Below are 17,916 nucleotides of genomic sequence, written 5' to 3'. Positions count from 1 at the left end.
GGGAGGTGGGCGGGTCAGCGGCCCGCCAGAACGTCGCCGAGGACCCGGGCCGCGTCGGGAAACGCCCCGGGATTGGCACCGGAATAGTTGAGCCGCAGGTACGGAGCGGTGGGTTCGGCGGGGAACCACTCGTCGCCCGGCGCGACGACGACACCTCTCGTCTCACACTCGCGGACGAGTCGCGGCAGGTCGGTGCCGTCGGGAAGCCGCGCCCACAGATGGAGTCCGCCGGGCGGCACCGCCTCGACGTGGGCGGACGGGGCGTGCTCGCGGACGGCGGCGGCGAGCAGATCCCTGCGGCTTCGGAGTTGCTGCCGCAGACCGCGCAGGTGGGTCCGCCAGCCCGGTTGGGAGACGACATCCCACGCCACCGCCTGGAGCATCCCGCTGACGTACATCGACTGTGCCTGCGCTTCGGCCAGGATGCGGTCGCGGGCCGGTCCGCGTGCCACCACGGCGGCAACCCGCACGGAAGGCGACACACTCTTGGTCAACGAGCGGACGTAGACGACGTGTCCGCTGTCGTCGAGCGCCGCGACCGGTTGCGCTTCGGTGCTGATCCCGAAGTCGTGCGCCCAATCGTCTTCGATGAGAAACGCGCCCACGTCCCGCACCAGGTCGAGTACCCGTTCGGTCAGCGCCGGGGTCCACTGTGCCCCGCTCGGGTTGGCGAAGTTGGGCTGGGCGTAGAACGCCCGGGCTCCGGTGCGCTCGAACGCGCGGGCCAGTTCGTCGGGATCGGGACCGGCGGGTCCCCCGGCCACGGGCACCAGACGCACCCCCGCGCGCGCCGCCGCGAGCATCGCACCCCAGTAGGTGGGTGATTCCACGAGCAGGCAATTTCCGGTTCCGACGAGGGCGTGGAATGCGGCCCCGAGACCGCTTTGACTGCCCGGGGTGACGATGACGTCGCTCGCGGACGGGGTGGCGACGCCGAGAGGTGCCACCGCGCCGAGTTCCCCTGCGAACCAGGCTTGCAACTCGGGAAGTCCGGCAGCGGGTGGGCGGGCGACGACGGCGTCGCTGCGTGCGGCGCGGGCGAATGCACTGCGAACCAACCGCTCCGGCAGCAGTTCGCGGTCCGGGTAGCCCGAGTGCAGCGCGATCACGTCGTTCGGGACGGTCCGCAAGGCGGAGGAGAAGCGGGGGATCCGGTGTTGTGGGGTGCCCAGGGCCGCTGTCTGCCAGCCGAAATCGGTGGGGTGCGCGAGCCGCGCTCCGCGCACGAAGGTGCCGACACCGGGCCGGCTTTCCACCGCACCCCGGGACTGCAGCGTGCGGAGAGCCCTCTGCACGGTCACCGGGCTCGCTCCGTACCGTTCGACCAGTGTCCGCGTCGACGGAAGTTGCGCGCCGGGTGCCGCCGATCCGATCCACCGCTCGAGGTCGGCGACGATCCGCGCACTGCTACCATCATTCATGAGAAACAAGAGTAGCGCTATCGCAGGAGTGGGGCCGGTGCTACCGGCCGGGGGCAACGGCCTTCCGTGGGGACTCCTCGGGGTCGCGGCATTCTCCCTGACCCTCCCGTTCACCCGCTTCGTCGAAAACGACGCGATGTCACCGATGTTCGTCGGTGCGGGCCGCGCGGTCGTCGCCGGGCTGCTCGCAGCGGCCGCCCTCGGCCTCACCCGTCAGAAATTTCCTCGGGGCTCCCAATGGGTCCGGCTCGCGGCAGTCGCAGGCGGTGTGGTGATCGGTTTTCCCTTCTTGACCTCGTATGCGCTGACCACCGTGCCTGCCGGCCACGGCGCCGTCGTCGTCGCGATGCTGCCCGCCGCCACCGCCGTGGCCGCCGTCCTGCGGGGCAGGGAACGGCCACCTGCACGGTTCTGGATCACCGCGAGTGTCGGCGCCGTAGCGGCACTGGTGTTCGCGAGCCTGCAGAGCGGTGGGTTCTCCGGCCTCGAACGGTCCGATGCGCTGCTCTTCGGCGCGGTGATCGCCGCCGCGATCGGCTACGCCGAGGGCGGGCTGCTCGCCCGTGAACTCGGCGCGTGGCAGACCATATCCTGGGCACTCGTACTGAGCATGCCGATCACGATCGGCCTGACCGCACAGTCGATGACGGATCGGCTGCCGACCGGCACCTTCCCCGAATGGGCCGCCTTCGGGTATCTGGGTGTGGTGAGCATGTTCCTGGGATTCTTCGCGTGGTACCGAGGTCTGGGGATCGGGCCGATGGCGCAGGTCAGCCAGATCCAGCTCACCCAGCCGGTGATGACCATCTGCTGGGCCGCGGTGATCCTGCACGAACACCTGACCTGGCCGGTCGTCGCCGGCGGACTCGTCGTGATTGCGTGTGCCGCGACCACCGTGCGGACCCGCGCGGTGCGGGCACCGGACCACGCGGCGAAGAAAGATCCCCGGGTCGATGTCGAGAATCCGTCACCGGCTCCGTCTCCGTAGTGAATGCGACCACAATGGGCCGCATCAGCACCGAGGAGAAGACGATGGCCAAGTACTTGTTGCTCAAGCACTACCGAGGCGCTCCGGCAGCCGTCAACGACGTGCCGATGGATCAGTGGACACCGGACGAGGTCTCCGCGCACATCCGGTACATGAACGACTTCGCGTCCCGGCTCGAAGGTACCGGCGAATTCGTCGACGGACAGGCGCTCGCCCCCGAGGGCACCTTCGTCCGGTACGACGGGGAGGGTCGCCCACCCGTCACGGACGGACCGTTCGCCGAGACGAAGGACCTCATCGCGGGCTGGATGGTGATCGACGTCGACAATTACGATCGTGCCCTCGAACTGGCCGGCGAGCTGTCCGCAGCGCCCGGCGCCGGGGGAAAACCCATCCACGAATGGCTCGAGGTGCGTCCGTTCCTCACCGCACCGCCGACCGTCACGGAGTGACCTCGCAGTGGACGAGACCGAACTCCGGCACTTCACCCCGAGCGTGCTGAGCATCCTCGTCCGCCGTGGCGCCGATTTCGCGGCGGCCGAGGATGCGGTGCAGGACGCGCTGATCGAAGCGCTGCAGGTGTGGCCGCACGGCCCACCCACCGAGCCGAAGGGCTGGCTGGTCGCGGTCGCGTGGCGCCGCTTTCTCGACGCGACCCGCGCGGACGCGGCGCGTCGGCGGCGGGAGCGTCTCGCCGACGCCGAGCATCACACGGCGAGCGGTCCGGGCGCCGCCGCGCCGACGATCGCCGTGGACGACACGCTGCACCTGTATTTCCTGTGCGCGCATCCCTCGCTGACCCCGTCGTCGGCGGTCGCGCTCACGCTGCGGGCCGTCGGTGGGCTGACGACACGGCAGATCGCGCAGGCCTACCTCGTGCCGGAATCGACGATGGCGCAGCGCATCAGCAGGGCGAAACGCACGGTCTCCGGCGTGCGGTTCGATCGTCCCGGCGACGTCGCCACCGTGTTGCGGGTTCTCTATCTGGTGTTCAACGAGGGATATTCGGGCGATGTCGACCTCGTCGCCGAAGCCACCCGGCTCACCCGTCAACTCGCAGCGGCGATCGATCACCCCGAGGTACAGGGACTGCTCGCCCTGATGCTGCTGCACCACGCGCGGCGCGACGCCCGATTTTCCGCCGACGGACGCCTGATACCGCTGGTGGACCAGGACCGCAGCCGATGGGACACCGCCGCGATCACCGAAGGTGTCGATATTTTGCAGGCCGCTCTCACCCGCGACCGTCTCGGCGAGTTCCAGGCCCAGGCCGCCATCGCGGCTCTGCACGCGGACGAGCCCACCGCCGCGGAGACCGACTGGGTGCAGATCGTGGAGTGGTACGACGAACTCACGCGCTTGACCGACAGCCCGATCGTCCGGCTCAACCGCGCAGTCGCCGTCGGTGAGGCCGACGGCCCTCGTGCCGGACTGGCGGCGCTTACGGAGGTGGACGGATCGGTGCCCCGCCACGCGGCGGTGGCGGCGTACCTGCACGAGCGAGACGGCGACCCGGCGACGGCCGCCCGGCTGTACGCCGAGGCCGCCCACCACGCGCCCAACCTCGCCGAGCGTGAGCACCTCGTGCGGCAGGCCGCGCGCCTCAGCAACCCCCCTTCGCGCTGAGCGGGGAACAAAATCGACGCCGCGGCGTTGAGATGGGCAAGATAGTTGAACAATCAATTATTTCCGCATCGAGGGAGAGTCCACATGCCCGCCGTGACCGTCGACAACATCCTTGCCCTTCCGCGCATCACCGACCCGGTGCCCTCCGCACTGCCGAGACCGGTGCTGTCGGTGACGACCGCGCCGCGCGGCTTCGAGGGTGAAGGTTTCCCCGTCCACCGCGCCTTCGCCGGCATCGACATGCGGCACCTCGACCCGTTCATCCACATGGACCAGATGGGTGAGGTGCACTACGCGCCCGGCGAACCGAAAGGCACCCCGTGGCATCCGCACCGCGGCTTCGAAACCGTGACCTACATGATCGACGGAATCATGGAACACCAGGACTCACACGGGGGAGGAGGCACCATCGCGGACGGTGACACCCAATGGATGACCGCCGGTGGCGGCATCCTGCACATCGAAGCGCCACCCGAGCACGTGGTGACCAGCGGCGGCCTGTTCCACGGTGTCCAGCTGTGGGTGAATCTGCCGCGTGAGGACAAACTGGTGGCACCTCGCTACCAGGACATCTCCCGCGACCGGGTCACCTTGCTGTCCTCGCCGGACGGTGGAGCGCTCATCCGGGTGATCGCCGGCGAACTCGACGGGCACCCCGGACCGGGCTCCACCCACACCCCGATAACCCTCCTGCACGTGAGCCTGGCGCGCGGCGCGCGCGTGACGGTGCCGTGGAATGCGGAGTTCAATGCCCTGGCCTACGTGCTGGCGGGGGACGGCTCCGCCGGCGTCGACCGCCGCCCCGTCCACTCCGGGCAGACCGTCGTCTTCGGGCGCGGCGACACCCTGACGATCGAGGCGGCCGACCAGCAGGACTCGCGCACCGACACCCTGGAGGTGTTCGTTCTGGGCGGCAAGCCGATTCGTGAACCCGTGGCGATGGCAGGGCCGTTCGTGATGAACACGAAGGCGGAGGTGATCACCGCGTTCGAGGATTTCCAGGCGGGACGCTTCGGCTCTGTGCCCGCGACCGGCGGATTCGCGGAGCCGCCGCAGTAACTCGGCGGTGCACGGCCTCCGGTGGCGCGTCGCACCCATGCGTGAGGCGCGCGCCCGGCGGGTACCCGGTCCGGGCACGACCGACCTGCCGCCGGGCGACCGAGGAGAGCAATGCAGTCACGTACAGCAGGGTCACGTACAGCGGCGAGCAGCGAGCCGGCAGTTCCGGTCGACTCCGAGTTCCACGACCTCGACGCATGGTGGCGCGCGGCGAATTACCTTTCCGTGGGCCAGATCTACCTGATGGACAATCCACTGCTGCGGGAACCGCTGCGGCCCGAGCACATCAAACCGCGACTGCTGGGGCACTGGGGCACCACACCCGGCCTGAACTTCATCTACGCGCACCTCAACCGGGTCATCACCGCGCGGGATCTCGACATGGTCTACGTGATGGGTCCCGGCCACGGTGGCCCCGGGCCCGTGGCTGCGGGATGGCTCGAAGGCACCTACAGCGAGCGGTATCCCCAAGTCTCCCAGGACGAAGCCGGAATGGCGCGACTGTTCACCCAGTTCTCGTTCCCGGGCGGTATCCCCAGCCACGTCGCCCCGGAAACGCCCGGATCGATCCACGAGGGCGGCGAGCTGGGATATTCGCTCGCGCACGCATACGGCGCGGCGTTCGACAATCCCGACCTGATCGTCGCGGCCGTCGTGGGGGACGGTGAAGCGGAGACCGGGCCGCTCGCCGCGAGCTGGCACTCCACCAAGTTCGTCGACCCGCAGCGCGACGGTGCCGTGCTTCCGATTCTGCATCTGAACGGCTACAAGATTGCCAACCCCACCGTCCTCGCCCGCATAGACGACGATGAACTCCACTCGCTCCTCCGCGGATACGGACACGAACCGATCGTCGTGGCCGGCTCCGACCCCGCGCAGATGCACCGGGCGTTCGCCGCCGCCCTGGACCGGGCACTCAACCGGATCTCCGAGATCCAGGAGCGCGCCCGGGAAACAGGCGACACCGCGCGCCCGGCATGGCCGATGATCGTGCTGCAGTCGCCTAAGGGCTGGACGGGCCCGGCCGAGGTCGACGGCACCCCGATCGAAGGCAGCTGGCGCGCGCACCAGGTGCCGTTCGGCAACGCCCGCAACGACTCCGGGCACCGCAAGATCCTCGAGGAATGGATGCGCAGCTACCGGCCCGAAGAACTCTTCGACGACACCGGTGCTCCCGTTCCGACGATCCGCGACCTGCACCCCGAAGGTGCGCGGAGGATGAGCGCCAATCCGCACGCCAACGGCGGCGCGATCCTGCGGGATCTCGTGTTCCCCGATTTCCGCGACTACGCCGTCGGGCTGGGCGGTCCCGGCACCGACACCGCCGAGGCCACCCGCGTGCTGGGGGAGTTCCTCCGCGACATCATGGTTCGCAATCCGACGACGTTCCGGATGTTCGCGCCGGACGAGAACAATTCGAACCGGCTCGACGCAGTGCTGGAAGTGACCGACCGCACCTGGAACGCCCGGATCGTGCCGGGCGACGACCGTCTCGCACCCGACGGGCGGGTGATGGAAGTGCTGTCCGAACACATGTGCCAGGGCTGGCTCGAGGGGTATCTGCTCACCGGCCGGCACGGGCTTTTCTCCTGCTACGAGGCCTTCGTCCACGTCGTCGACTCGATGTTCAACCAGCATGCGAAGTGGCTGCGCACCACGAACCGCATCGAGTGGCGCCAGCCGATCCCGTCGCTGAACTACCTCCTCACTTCGCACGTGTGGCGGCAGGATCACAACGGTTTCTCCCACCAGGACCCCGGTTTCATCGACCATGTCGTCAACAAGAAAGCCGAGGTCATCCGTGTCTACCTGCCGCCGGACGCGAACACCCTGCTCTCGGTGGCCGATCATTGTCTGCGCAGCCGCCAGTACGTCAACGTGATCGTCGCCGGAAAGCAACCCGAACTGCAGTACCTCGACATGGATTCTGCGGTCACCCACTGCACCAAGGGAATCGGGATCTGGGAGTGGGCGTCGACCGACGCGGGAACCGAACCGGATGTGGTGCTCGGCTGTGCCGGTGACGTGCCCACGAAGGAGACCCTCGCGGCCGTCGAGATCCTTCTCGGGTTCTTCCCCGACCTGAAGATCCGCGTCGTCAACGTTGTCGATCTGATGAGACTGCAGGACGACCGCGAACATCCGCACGGTCTTCCGGCCGCGGACTTCGACGCCCTGTTCACCACCGACAAGCCGGTGATCTTCGCGTTCCACGGGTATCCGTGGCTGATCCACCGCCTCACCTACCGGCGCACCAACCACGACAACATCCACGTGCGCGGCTACATCGAGGAAGGCACCACCACCACGCCGTTCGACATGTGTGTCCTCAACCGCATCGACCGATTCCACCTCGCGAAGGACGTCATCGACCGGGTCGAACGGCTCCGGCCCATCGGCGCTCATGCCCGCGAACACCTGCTCGACACCCTCGCCGAGCATCACCGCTACATCCGTATCCACGGTGAGGACATGCCGGAGATCACGCAGTGGCAGTGGCGCGGACCCGAGACGGTGACCACCTCGTCCTGAGAGGGATCACGCCCGGAAGGCCGGTTGGTTCAGGCGAGATCGCTTTCCGGGCGGCGCAGCACCGGCTCACCCCGGACCAGCCGGTCGACATCGACCTGGTCGAGAGAGGTGACGACGAGGTCGGCGCCGGCCTCGGCAAGCCCTCGCTCGTCGTCGGCACGTGCGATCCCGATCGAGAGCATGCCTCCGGCGACGGCGGCTTCGATCCCGCTGACCGCGTCCTCGACGACCACGCAGTCCTCCGCAGAGGCATCGAGTTCGGCTGCAGCCGTCAGAAAGATCTCGGGATCCGGCTTCCCGCGGGCGAAGTCGCGGCCCGAGAGATCCGCGTCGAACATGTCGCTCAGCGTGCTGCCCTCAGCGACCGAGGCGGTGTCGAGTCCTTCGTTCCGTGCGAAAACATCCATCCGAACCGCGCGCAGAAAACGGAACGCGTTCTTCGACGACGACGCCGCAGCGATCGGGACACCCGCGGCACGCAGCGCGAGCACGAAGCGCAGTGCGTCCGGGAAAGCCCGGAACCTGCCCTCGTCGATCAAGCGGATCAGCAGGTCCTGCTTGCGGTCCGCGTAGGTGTGGAGGTGTTCGTCGTCGTCCGGAAGTCCGAAGTACCGCAACGCGGCCCCGGCCCCCTCGAAACGCGGCCGACCCGACATCACCTCCTGGTAGACGGCGGGCGTGAACGCGTCCTCAGACCATGTACTGCGGTCGCGGATCGGCGCCCAGTCTCCGAGCATCAGCTCGCGCAGGCTTTCACGCCACGCATGCTCGTGTGGCGAGTCGACGAGTACCCCGTCGACATCGAAGATCGCACCGCGGAGTACGTGCTCGGTCATCGTCGCTCCCGTCGTCGGGTCAGGCCGGTAGCTCGTGCCGGTCCGGTTCCACCGGCAGCGGCGGAATATGGAACACGTGTGACGCACCCGCCCCGAGTTCGACGATGTTGCCGGCGACGCCCACCCGCACCGGCACCCGGAAACCTTCGGCCTCGGCGCGCACGGTCAACTGGTCGCCCGCGATGCGCACGCGCAGGGGAGTACCGCGATACCGCATCGAGAACGCCACCCCGTCGAGCCGCTCCATGAGGCGGGGACGGAACATCAGCGCGCCGCCGTAGATGCGGGCGCCGACGTAATAGCGCTGCACGAGGTCGAGCGTTCCGGCCATCACCCCCATGTGGATGCCTTCTTTGGTGGTGCCACCCTGCAGGTCACTCACGTCGCTCTCGAGCGCGACCATGAAACGCTCCCACGACGACTCCGGATCGAACGCCGCCAGCACACCGGCGTAGGTGAGGAAGCTCAACGTCGACCCGTGTGAGGTCCGCTGGTCGTAGTATTCGACCGTCCGCACGGCCATGGGGCGATCGATGTCGTAGCCGAGTCGCGCGAACAAGGGTTGCAGCTCGTTGAAGTCGAACAGGAAGAACAGCATCACCGCGTCGGCCTGCTTGGAGACCTTGTACCGGTTCGGGTCCTTGCCCTCCGCCCGCAGGATGCGGTCCATCCGCTGAATGTTGCCGTACTTGCTGCGGTAGTGGTCCCAGTCGATCTCCTCGAGGTCTTCATAGCCCTCGAACTGGCTGATCACCCCGTCGTGGAACGGGACGAACATCTTGGTGGTCATCTGCGACCACGTCTCGAGCTCGTCGTCGGTCACGCGCAGGCGGGCGCGCAGCGCCGTCTGCCGGCTCGCGGACAGTTGCTCGAGCACGTCGAGCGCCTTGCCGGCGATCCACGCGACCATGACGTTGGTGTAGGCGTTGTTGTCGAGTCCCGCTGCCTCGACGCCGGGATACCGTTCGTGGAATTCGTCCGGGCCCATGACGCCGTGGATCTCGTAGCGGTCGCGGTCGGGGTTGTAGCGGGCGATCGAGGCCCAGAACCGTGCGATCTCGAGCATCAGTTCGGCGCCGAAATCGGCGAGGAAATCGAAGTCGTCCGTCGCCTGGTAGTACCGCCACACGTTGTAGAAGATGGCTGCACTGACGTGGCGCTGATTGCGGCTCAGATCCGGATCCCATTGTCCCGACAGGGGATTGAGGTGAACGGTCTGGGTTTCCTCCGTGCCGTCGCTACCGCTCTGCCAGGGGAACATCGCCCCGTCGTATCCCGCCTCGTGCGCTGCGGCCTGCGCCTCGACCAACCGGCGGTACCGGTAGCCGATCAGGCCCCGGGTCACGTCGGGCATCCGCAGATCCAGGAACGGATAGACGTACAACTCGTCCCAGAACACGTGCCCGCGATACGCCTCGCCGTTGAGCCCTCGGGCCGGAACGCCCGCGTCGTGCCGCGCGGTGTGCCGCGAACACACCTGGAGCACATGCGCGACGTGCAGGCGGAGCAGCATCTGGACCCGTGGTTCCTTGGGCACCCGGATGTCGCAGATGTCCCACAACTCGTCCCATGCGGCTTCGTGTTCGGCGTACGCCTCGTCGAAGCCCGGATAGCGCACCACGTGACGTCCTGCTGCCGCGAGCGGTTCGGTGATCGCGTCGTCGCGGGCGGTGAACATCGAGACGAGTTTCTCGACCCGCACGGGCGTGCCCTGGGTGACGTCGAAGGCGAGGACCTGCTGGATGTAGTCCTCCATCTGGTACAGGTCGCGTTCGACGTCGAGACAGTCCTGCTCACCTTCGTAGAAGACTTGCGTGCGGGCCGCCTGGGCGATGTAGATATCGGACTGGCGTGTCTGCACTTTCAACGCGATCGTGTCGGCGCTGAAGGTTCGGGGTGAGACGGGATCGAGGTGACGGCCTTCGAGTTCGCGGTACCGCGCGACCGCGCGATTGGTCATGCGCCCGTCGAGCGCGGATACCAATTCGATGCGTCCGGACCAGTTCTCGGGGGTGATGGTCCAGGACAGCCCGGCCTGGTGCCGGTGGGCCATGCTCACGAATCGGCGGCTGTGCAGCGTCGTTTCGCGGCCCTTCCGGTCCCGGAACCGGATCTTCCGCATGATCGTCGCGGTGCGGATGTCGTAGATGTGCCGGTACGACAGGATCTCGACGTTCGACAGCCGGACCGCGTCCTCGCCTTCGATGCGCAGTTTCAGCACCAGCCAGTTGGGCAGGTTGACCAGATCCTCGTTGAGCACAGGACGCCCGCCCATGATCGTGGTCTCGCGGTTGTAGCACCCGTGGGAGTAGGTGCCGGGGTAATGGACTTCCCCCATGTCCTCCCACTCCGCCGTACCCCGGGTACAGAAATATCCGTTGCCGGTGGAGGTCATCGCCTCGCGGAGGCCCTCCTCGTCCGGAACGAAGTTGGTGTATTCGAGGGTGAACTCCGGGTCGGACACGCTTACCTCCAGGGCGAGTAGCGGTGGTCGACGGATCAGCGGGCCAGGTTCGACAGGAACCTTTCGACGTCGTCCACGGAACCGAGCACGAACTCGGCCGCGGTGGTGCGGCCCGCCATCTCCGGGTCGTCGGGGCGGCCGACGAGGATGCCGATCCCTTTGCCGCGCAACGCGCGGAAGGCGCTTTCGTCGGTGATGTCGTCGCCCAGGTAGAGCGGCACGATGTCGTCGGACGTCAGCCCGAGGACGTCGATGAGGTGGAGTACGGCCTTGCCCTTGTTCCAGTCGATCGCCGGGGTGAACTCGTACACCATCTTTCCAGGGACCAGCGTGAGCCGATCGCGGTTGCGGTCGCGCAGATCGTCGATGACCTCGTCGACCCGGGTGCGGGTCTCGGGTGTGGCCTGCCGGTAGTGCACCGCGACCGACGCGTGCTTGGCTTCGATGGTCACGCCCTCGAGACCACGAAGTCGCTCCCGCAGCGTCGCGGTGGTCTCCGCGATCAGATCGGTGAAGTCGGTGAGCGCTTCGTGCACGACCTGCCCCTGACCGGGACTCCAGATGTCGAATCCGTGGCTGCCGGCGACGGTCAGCGAGTCGACACCCATCAACTGCTGCACCACCTGGCGGTCCCGGCCGGTGACGATGCAGACCGAACACCGCTCGGCGAGCGAAATCACCGTGCGGCGCATGCTGTCGGACCACACCGCGTCCTCGGGGCGAGGAACGATCGGCGTGAGCACACCGTCGTAATCCAGGAAGACGGCCGGCCGGCGACCCTCCAGCCGCTGCCGCAGTGCTTCCGATCCGAGTGCCGGGGCCAGATCGCCCACGGTCGACGCCGTTTCCATGTGGCCGGACCTCCTGCCGTCGGGTTCCTCACCGGTCGTTCCGGACTCCGTGCGCTACCTGCCCGCGAGGAGAACACATACACCGAAACCGTACACCCCGGGGACATGCGCCCGGAGGCGATGGAAGACGTACCTTCCGTCGTCAGCGGACCGGGCGCCGCCACCGCGCGTCGTCCGCCGTCAGCTGCGTGACCAGGTGTTCCGCCGCGTCGGCGTTGCGGAAGGGCCCCGACAGCAGGTCGGCGTAGACGTGGGACGGCGCGACACGCCGCAAACCCCCGTGCCGGTCCATCCGATCGAACACGACGGGGGACCAGGGGATCGCCACGACCACGTCTCCGCCGCGCTCGACGGGACGTAACCCGAGAGCCGACGCGAACTCGTCCGGATCGTCGGCGTAGACCTCGACGACGGCCGGTTGTGCGTAGTCGGTCGCTCCGACACCGGTGAGCGCGTACGGGATGTCGATGTGCTCGGCGAGTCGCTCCCGGATCGCGGCCACGCCGTCCGGCGCGGCGAAACGGCGCACGGCGCAGACTTTTCGATCCGCGGCCCACGCGCGCAACATCGGTTCCCACCGCACCTCGGTGATCGCGCCGCGGGGGATACGCCGGATGAGTTCGCGCTCGACGAGCACTTCGACGACACGATAGGTGGCACCGGTGGACGCTCCCGACAGCTTGATCAGTTCCGGAACGGTGATCTCACCGGTGTGATCCGCCAGGGCGCGTACCACACGGTCGGACGGCTCACCGGTGAGCACACCGGAAGGCCTGCCCGGACCGCGCCACGGATCGGCATCGGCGCCGCGGTTGCGCACCCAGATCGCCGGGCGTGTCGCCACGAGCGCGAGGTTGCCGGTGGCGTCCGCATAGGAGATCCCGTGCTGGTCGAGTTGCCGGCGCACCGGATCGGACAGGTAGTGGGCGCAGACGAACCCGCGGTCCGATTCGGACAGTTCGGCCGTGATGCGCGCGACGTCGCCGCTGAGGACCCCGCGCGACGGGATGACGGCGAACGACACCGATTCACCGTCGGGTGCGGTGACGAGGAGTCGCCTGGGTGCTTCGGGGGAGCGGGGCCGATCGGCGCTCAGACTCCAGCCGAGAGGCAGGCACGCTTCGAGCCCGGCGGCCGCACGGCGGTAGATGTCGATGTGGCGTTCGGGCCGGGGCCCCGCCGAGTTCTCGGCTACGGCCAGGGTGTCCTGTTGTGTCACATCCACCACACTAGTCACTCTGTACCCGACGGAAAAGCCCTTTTACCGAGAGTGGAACAAGAACCGCAAACGCGGTGCCCTCGCACAAAGCCCAGGATCCATGCGCTAGCGTCGTTCTCATGACTGACAGCGTCGGCCGGATCGCGTTCATCCAGGCCACATGGCATCGCAACATCGTCGACCAGGCGAAGGCCGGGTTCACCGACGAGATCACCTCGCTCGGATGGTCTGCAGACGCCGTCGACTTCTTCGAAGTGCCCGGAGCATTCGAGATTCCGCTGCACGCGGCCCGCCTCGCCCGCACCGGCCGGTATGCCGGGATCGTGGCCGCAGGGCTCGTGGTCGACGGCGGCATCTATCGGCACGACTTCGTTGCAACCGCGGTCATCGACGGTTTGATGCGCGTCCAGCTCGACACCGACGTCCCGGTGTTCTCCGTGGTGCTCACTCCCCACCACTTCCACGAGCACGACGAGCACGTGGCGTACTACACCCGGCACTTCGTGACGAAGGGCGCCGAAGCAGCGCGGGCGCTCGACTCCACCGTGACGTCGCTGCGCGCGTTGCCGACCGCGAACTGACTCGCGGCCGGCAACGCCTCGCGATCAGCTCATCTGGCGGCGCGACTCGTCGTCCGTCACGGGTGCGGGTGCGGGGGAGGACTCGGTGCGATTCCGGTAGGCGGCCCGTGCGGTCTCGTCCGACTCGAGAACCACGGACTGCAGTCCGAAGATTCCGGAGACCCGGTGGCGGGCTGCCTCGGGCATCAGACGCAACACTGCGATGATGGCCCCGGCGGTGCGGGGCACAAAACGAAGACCCGGCCGTCCCGAGCCGATCACCGCGGTGATCGCTTGCGCGACGTCCTCGGGGCCGACCATCCCGACGCGCTGGATAAGCGCGTTGGGCTTGATGCCCGCAATCAGTTCGGTGCGGACGAATCCCGGAGCGATGGTCGAGACCGTCACACCGGAGCCCGCGAGTTCCTGCCGCAGCACCGAGCCCAGGCCGATCACCGCGTGCTTGGTGGCCGAGTACACGGCGATCCCGGGTGCGCCCTCGACACCGACGACGGACCCGAGGTTGACGATGTGACCGTGCCCCTGCTCGGTGAAGCGCGCGGCCGCCAGTTTGGACCCGATGATCACGCCGCGCACGTTGATGTCGATCTGACGATCGGTCACCGCGTCCGTCTCGTCGAGAAACCGCCCGGTGGGCATGATGCCGGCGTTGTTGACCAGGACGTCGAGTCCGCCGAGTTCGATCGCGGCGAGATCGAGGAACTGTTCGAACGAGCCGCGGTCGGTCACGTCGAGCGGCAGCCCGAGAACGGTCGATCCGGATCGCGCAGTCAGCTCGGCGGCCGTCTTCTCGACCAGGGCGGTGTCGATGTCACCGATGACGACCTGGGCACCGGCGCGGAGAAGCGCCTCCGCGGTGGAGCGGCCGATTCCGCGTGCGCCACCGGTGATTGCGACGCGCTTGCCCTGTAGACCTCGGGTCATGTTGCCATCCTTGCTCTCGAGCGGATTGATGCGTTGTGCTCACGCTAGAAAGCTCGGTGCCGGTGAACCATGCCCAAACCGGCTGTTTCTTGTGAATTTCGGCCACGTGGCCGAAGATTGGCACCCGTGACGATCTTGGTCCCTCGCCGGGCCGCAACCAGTGCGCGGCTACTGGTGGACTTCGCCCGCGAATGCGGTCTCGAGACCGAGTCGGTCCTGCGCGGCACCGGAGTGCCAGCAGAGGAACTCTCCGACCCCAGAAGCGAGATCACCGACGAGCAGGAACTGGTCCTGATCCGCAATCTCGTGGAAGCGCTGAACGACGCGCCGGGCTGCGGTTTCGCTCTCGGCGCTTCCTATCAGGCGGCGGTACACGGGATCTACGGATACGCCCTGATGAGCTGCGCGACGGTGCGGGAGGGAATCGAGGTGGGTACGCGCTACTTCGACCTGTCGTACGCGTTCTCCCGCGCGACGTTGGCCTACGCAGACGACGAGGTGCGGTTCTCGCTCGACGACCGTGACGTTCCGCTCGACGTGCGGGGATTCCTGCTCGAGCGGGACCTGTCCGGAATCCTGGCGCACTGGACGGCCCTGTGGGGCAGCCCGGTCGAGGTGCGCCGGATCGAAGTCGACGAGTCGCTGTTCGGCCGCATCGCACCGATGGTGCGCGAACACGGTTACGAGGTGGTGTCCGTGTCCGGGCCGCACACGGTCGTGGTGGACGCGGCGGCTGTGGAACGTCCGATGCCGACTGCCAGCGCGGCTGCGTCGGCGTTGCTGCTCGAAGAATGCGCGGAACTTCTTCAGCGGCGCCGGTTCCGCAGTGGGACCGCATTCCGGGTCCGTGAGATCCTGCTTCGTGCCGCGTCGTCGGGGGCGTCGCAAGAGCGCGTGGCGGGGGAGTTGGGGCTGAGTGTGCGGACGCTGCGGCGGAGACTCGGCGAGGAAGGAACGTCGTACCGAGAGGTGGTGGCGGAGACGTACAGCGCGGTGGCCGAAGAGCTTCTCGATGCGGGCCTCTCGGTCGAGCGGGTAGCGCACCGCTTGGGCTATTCCGATGCATCGAGCTTCACGGTAGCTTTCACCAGATGGACGGGAACGACTCCGGGCCGGCGAGCCAGGGGAGCGCGCGGGGCAGGAAGAGGCAGCAGTAGACGAAGCCCTGGACAGTATTCTGGACCGGACGGAATTCAGTAATAACAGAACAATCGTCATTGCCCGTTCAATGGATCTCACATCGTGCAGTTCCCAGATGGCGGGCGCGGCCAGGTGGCGAGCCACCGAGGTAACCGAACGAACGCCGGCCGACAGCTGATCGAGCCGGCTCCCAGCCGGTCTCGACGATCGAGCAGTGCATCGCAGCATGCGGGGGAGTGATTCCGGGGCTCTTCGTAGTCGAGAGTGTAGGTGACCTCTGTTCTTGGCAGGAACGATCAAAGGGCGCGCAGTGCCACCCGAGTCTGTGTCTGCGCCGCACCGCACTCCGATTTCAGTCGGCGTAGCAACAGGTCCAGCGCACGAGTGTCGGGGACATATGCGCGCAGAAGATAGTCATAAGGCCCTGTCATATGGATTGCCTCAACGACCTGGTGGACTGTCTCGATTCGCGCGGTGAACGTGTCGTAGTCGGTCTCGGTGTCGAGGCGGACGTCGATGAAGACCTCGAGGCCGCCGCGAGGACCGGGGGCGTCTTGGCCGGCGAGAACGGTGTAGCCGAGGATGACCCCTTCGGTTTCCATCCTCCGCACCCGAGCTGCCGTCGCGCTTGTACTCAGTCCGACCAAACGCCCCAGCTCGCTGAACGAACGACGGGCATTTTCGCGGAGTTCTCCGAAAATCTGTTCGTCTATCTGATCCATGCGCGCAGATTAGCTCGATTGCAGTGAATCTGTCGGTGGCGTCCGAAAACGATCCACACACTGGGCCAATGCTGGATGAGATCTGGACCCCGGTCGCGGCAGGGGTCGCTGCCGGACTTGGCGTGGCGATGCCACTGGGTGCAATCGCGGCGCTGCTGTTGCGCGAGGGGCTACTGCACGGCTTCCGAGTGGCGGCCGCTGCCGCCGCCGGAACAGCAACGGTAGACCTGATCTATTGCGTCATCGCGACGCTGACCGGCGCGACCTTCGCTCGAGTAATCGATGGTCACCGCGGAACGTTCGTGCTTGCCTCGGGAGTGGTGATCATCGCCATCGGCATAGTGCAACTGCGTCAGGGTCACGAACAGAGTGCACGTAGGGCTGGTGACGTGGAGCGAGTCACGGCGCGCATAGCGTTCGGCCGGTTTGCCGGACTCACCGCCGTCAACCCGATCACTCTGGTCTACTTCGTCGCCCTTTCCGGCGCAGTGACCACCGCCGGTGGCTCATGGGTCGGGCCAGTCGTCTTCGCCGCGACGGTCGGTGCCTCCTCGCTCGCCTGGCAGCTCCTTCTCGCCGGGGTCGGTTCGTACGTCGGTGCGTCGGTGAGCCCGAATGCTGTCCGCGCCATCGGTGTCATCGCTTCGTTACTCATCGTCGGCCTGGGCGCCGTGGTCTTGATCAATGGCGCGGCCGCACTTGCATAGGCATCGCCGAGGCCCGGACCACGATTCTCACGAACACAGCGACAGCGGCCATCAAGATCCAGCCCCCCACACGCATCACGATCATCACAAGAGCATGCACAATGCGAGACGCCCCGGACGGGAACGCCGAACACCGAAATCCGGCTCGCTGCTGGTCCGATCACGATGCGAAGTCTGGGACGGGTGTGTGCGCGAGCGACGCTGGTCGACCATGTCACTGCTCGAGTGGGGTACTCGGTACGCGCTCACCTCGGACGCAACGCGCCGATGTCGGCACGCAGGCGGCGCGGTGGCCGCCCTGCGGGTGAGCGTCTCTCCTCGGGGACGAACACGACAATCGTGCGAGGTCCCGCAAATTACCGCGTCATCTCGACCGGCACCGGTCCAGGACGGACCGTCGTGGAGGTCGGTTGGAGAAAACCAAGATGTTCCGAAACCTGTGTCCAAAACCGGTGTTTCGAAACAACCGAGGGAACCGGCCGAAATAGCGAGCAAGCCTGCGATGTCGGTGAGCGAACAGTCCCGCGACCACGCGGTGCGCCAATGCGGTGGCTATCGGCACACGCGACAGGGGAGCGCGCAACTGGAAGGTGAGGCGATCGTGGATCCGGGTTCCGCCGGACGGCAGCGGTTGTAGCTCACGTTCGTGCTCCCATCGGCGCAGGAGCACCATGCTGGACTTTTCGTGGAACCGGCGACCGGGGTCGACGGCTGCGACGGTGAGGTCGTCGAATCGACCGGCAGTACCCCGAAAAGAAGCAGCGGTGCACGGCCGAGTCGCACGCCGACCGGCACCTCGTCGATCGAACGGCCCCGGACCGAACGCGGCATGCGCATCGCCAGAGT

General features: G+C 67.3%; 15 protein-coding genes and 1 pseudogene. 8 read left to right on the top strand and 8 right to left on the bottom strand.

What is annotated here, in order from left to right:
• Positions 1–14: 14 nt before the first annotated feature.
• Positions 15–1,421, bottom strand: coding sequence for an aminotransferase-like domain-containing protein (locus RDCOP1_RS00940; RefSeq protein WP_072698208.1), 1,407 nt, complete (start codon positions 1,419–1,421; stop codon positions 15–17).
• Here RDCOP1_RS00940 and RDCOP1_RS00935 point away from each other — a divergent pair.
• The 5 genes from RDCOP1_RS00935 to RDCOP1_RS00915 all read left to right on the top strand — a co-directional run bounded on the left by RDCOP1_RS00935 (position 1,420) and on the right by RDCOP1_RS00915 (position 7,626).
• Entirely contained in the window at positions 1,420–2,409 is a 990-nt protein-coding gene (locus RDCOP1_RS00935) for a DMT family transporter (protein WP_072698207.1), read from the top strand. The two genes, RDCOP1_RS00940 and RDCOP1_RS00935, sit on opposite strands and share 2 nt — an antisense overlap.
• Before the next feature lie 44 nt (positions 2,410–2,453).
• A complete protein-coding gene (locus RDCOP1_RS00930) occupies positions 2,454–2,861 on the top strand; it encodes a YciI family protein (protein ID WP_072698798.1) in 408 nt (135 codons plus the stop codon).
• A 7-nt stretch (positions 2,862–2,868) separates the two neighbouring features.
• The gene (locus RDCOP1_RS00925; protein WP_072698206.1) at positions 2,869–4,035 is read left to right on the top strand and encodes an RNA polymerase sigma factor; all 1,167 of its coding nucleotides are present in this window, start codon (positions 2,869–2,871) and stop codon (positions 4,033–4,035) included.
• Between the two features lie 84 nt (positions 4,036–4,119).
• Positions 4,120–5,094: a pirin family protein gene (locus RDCOP1_RS00920; protein WP_072698205.1), complete on the top strand. Its 975-nt coding sequence runs from the start codon at positions 4,120–4,122 to the stop codon at positions 5,092–5,094.
• A 111-nt stretch (positions 5,095–5,205) separates the two neighbouring features.
• Entirely contained in the window at positions 5,206–7,626 is a 2,421-nt protein-coding gene (locus RDCOP1_RS00915; RefSeq protein ID WP_072698204.1) for a phosphoketolase family protein, read from the top strand.
• Positions 7,627–7,655: 29 nt separating this feature from the next.
• Here the strand turns inward: RDCOP1_RS00915 and RDCOP1_RS00910 are convergent, their stop codons facing one another.
• The 4 genes from RDCOP1_RS00910 to RDCOP1_RS00895 all read right to left on the bottom strand — a co-directional run bounded on the left by RDCOP1_RS00910 (position 7,656) and on the right by RDCOP1_RS00895 (position 13,002).
• Positions 7,656–8,462 carry an HAD family hydrolase gene (locus tag RDCOP1_RS00910; RefSeq protein WP_072698203.1) on the bottom strand — a complete coding sequence of 269 codons (807 nt, stop codon included), beginning with the start codon at positions 8,460–8,462 and terminating at the stop codon, positions 7,656–7,658.
• Positions 8,463–8,481: 19 nt separating this feature from the next.
• On the bottom strand, positions 8,482–10,926 hold the full coding sequence (locus RDCOP1_RS00905) for a glycoside hydrolase family 65 protein (RefSeq protein ID WP_084722262.1): 2,445 nt from the start codon (positions 10,924–10,926) through the stop codon (positions 8,482–8,484).
• Between the two features lie 35 nt (positions 10,927–10,961).
• Positions 10,962–11,777 carry a trehalose-phosphatase gene (otsB, locus tag RDCOP1_RS00900; protein WP_072698796.1) on the bottom strand — a complete coding sequence of 272 codons (816 nt, stop codon included), beginning with the start codon at positions 11,775–11,777 and terminating at the stop codon, positions 10,962–10,964.
• Positions 11,778–11,919: 142 nt separating this feature from the next.
• The gene (locus RDCOP1_RS00895; protein WP_174555756.1) at positions 11,920–13,002 is read right to left on the bottom strand and encodes a helix-turn-helix domain-containing protein; all 1,083 of its coding nucleotides are present in this window, start codon (positions 13,000–13,002) and stop codon (positions 11,920–11,922) included.
• Positions 13,003–13,115: 113 nt separating this feature from the next.
• On the opposite strand from RDCOP1_RS00895, the gene RDCOP1_RS00890 reads away from it, so the two are divergent.
• Positions 13,116–13,577: a 6,7-dimethyl-8-ribityllumazine synthase gene (locus RDCOP1_RS00890; protein WP_072698202.1), complete on the top strand. Its 462-nt coding sequence runs from the start codon at positions 13,116–13,118 to the stop codon at positions 13,575–13,577.
• Positions 13,578–13,601: 24 nt separating this feature from the next.
• On the opposite strand, the gene RDCOP1_RS00885 is transcribed toward RDCOP1_RS00890, so the two are convergent.
• The gene (locus tag RDCOP1_RS00885) at positions 13,602–14,501 is read right to left on the bottom strand and encodes an SDR family oxidoreductase (RefSeq protein WP_072698201.1); all 900 of its coding nucleotides are present in this window, start codon (positions 14,499–14,501) and stop codon (positions 13,602–13,604) included.
• 126 nt (positions 14,502–14,627) lie between these two features.
• Here RDCOP1_RS00885 and RDCOP1_RS00880 point away from each other — a divergent pair, with 126 nt between their 5' ends.
• Complete coding sequence (locus RDCOP1_RS00880) at positions 14,628–15,701, top strand: AraC family transcriptional regulator (protein ID WP_072698200.1); 1,074 nt, start codon at positions 14,628–14,630, stop codon at positions 15,699–15,701.
• A gap of 236 nt (positions 15,702–15,937) precedes the next feature.
• On the opposite strand, the gene RDCOP1_RS00875 is transcribed toward RDCOP1_RS00880, so the two are convergent.
• Complete coding sequence (locus tag RDCOP1_RS00875; protein ID WP_072698199.1) at positions 15,938–16,363, bottom strand: Lrp/AsnC family transcriptional regulator; 426 nt, start codon at positions 16,361–16,363, stop codon at positions 15,938–15,940.
• A gap of 68 nt (positions 16,364–16,431) precedes the next feature.
• On the opposite strand from RDCOP1_RS00875, the gene RDCOP1_RS00870 reads away from it, so the two are divergent.
• Entirely contained in the window at positions 16,432–17,070 is a 639-nt protein-coding gene (locus RDCOP1_RS00870) for a LysE family transporter (RefSeq protein WP_072698198.1), read from the top strand.
• A gap of 364 nt (positions 17,071–17,434) precedes the next feature.
• Here RDCOP1_RS00870 and RDCOP1_RS22055 read toward each other — a convergent pair.
• Positions 17,435–17,901 (bottom strand): annotated as a pseudogene (locus RDCOP1_RS22055) (Rv1443c family protein).
• Positions 17,902–17,916: the final 15 nt, after the last annotated feature.

Origin of the sequence: Rhodococcus coprophilus NBRC 100603, from assembly GCF_001895045.1 — a bacterium.
Lineage (GTDB): Bacteria > Actinomycetota > Actinomycetes > Mycobacteriales > Mycobacteriaceae > Rhodococcus > Rhodococcus coprophilus.
The sequence above is the reverse complement of the archived record's forward strand: the minus strand, read 5'-3'. Positions and strand labels throughout refer to the sequence as shown.

Excerpts from the sequence above, each read along its gene's own strand:
- RDCOP1_RS00935 (WP_072698207.1), top strand. The coding sequence starts at position 1,420 with ATGAGAAACAAGAGTAGCGCTATCGCAGGAGTGGGGCCGGTGCTACCG.
- RDCOP1_RS00940 (WP_072698208.1), bottom strand. The coding sequence starts at position 1,421 with ATGAATGATGGTAGCAGTGCGCGGATCGTCGCCGACCTCGAGCGGTGG.
- RDCOP1_RS00930 (WP_072698798.1), top strand. The coding sequence starts at position 2,454 with ATGGCCAAGTACTTGTTGCTCAAGCACTACCGAGGCGCTCCGGCAGCC.
- RDCOP1_RS00920 (WP_072698205.1), top strand. The coding sequence starts at position 4,120 with ATGCCCGCCGTGACCGTCGACAACATCCTTGCCCTTCCGCGCATCACC.
- RDCOP1_RS00915 (WP_072698204.1), top strand. The coding sequence starts at position 5,206 with ATGCAGTCACGTACAGCAGGGTCACGTACAGCGGCGAGCAGCGAGCCG.
- RDCOP1_RS00910 (WP_072698203.1), bottom strand. The coding sequence starts at position 8,462 with ATGACCGAGCACGTACTCCGCGGTGCGATCTTCGATGTCGACGGGGTA.
- otsB (WP_072698796.1), bottom strand. The coding sequence starts at position 11,777 with ATGGAAACGGCGTCGACCGTGGGCGATCTGGCCCCGGCACTCGGATCG.
- RDCOP1_RS00890 (WP_072698202.1), top strand. The coding sequence starts at position 13,116 with ATGACTGACAGCGTCGGCCGGATCGCGTTCATCCAGGCCACATGGCAT.
- RDCOP1_RS00885 (WP_072698201.1), bottom strand. The coding sequence starts at position 14,501 with ATGACCCGAGGTCTACAGGGCAAGCGCGTCGCAATCACCGGTGGCGCA.
- RDCOP1_RS00875 (WP_072698199.1), bottom strand. The coding sequence starts at position 16,363 with ATGGATCAGATAGACGAACAGATTTTCGGAGAACTCCGCGAAAATGCC.
- RDCOP1_RS00870 (WP_072698198.1), top strand. The coding sequence starts at position 16,432 with ATGCTGGATGAGATCTGGACCCCGGTCGCGGCAGGGGTCGCTGCCGGA.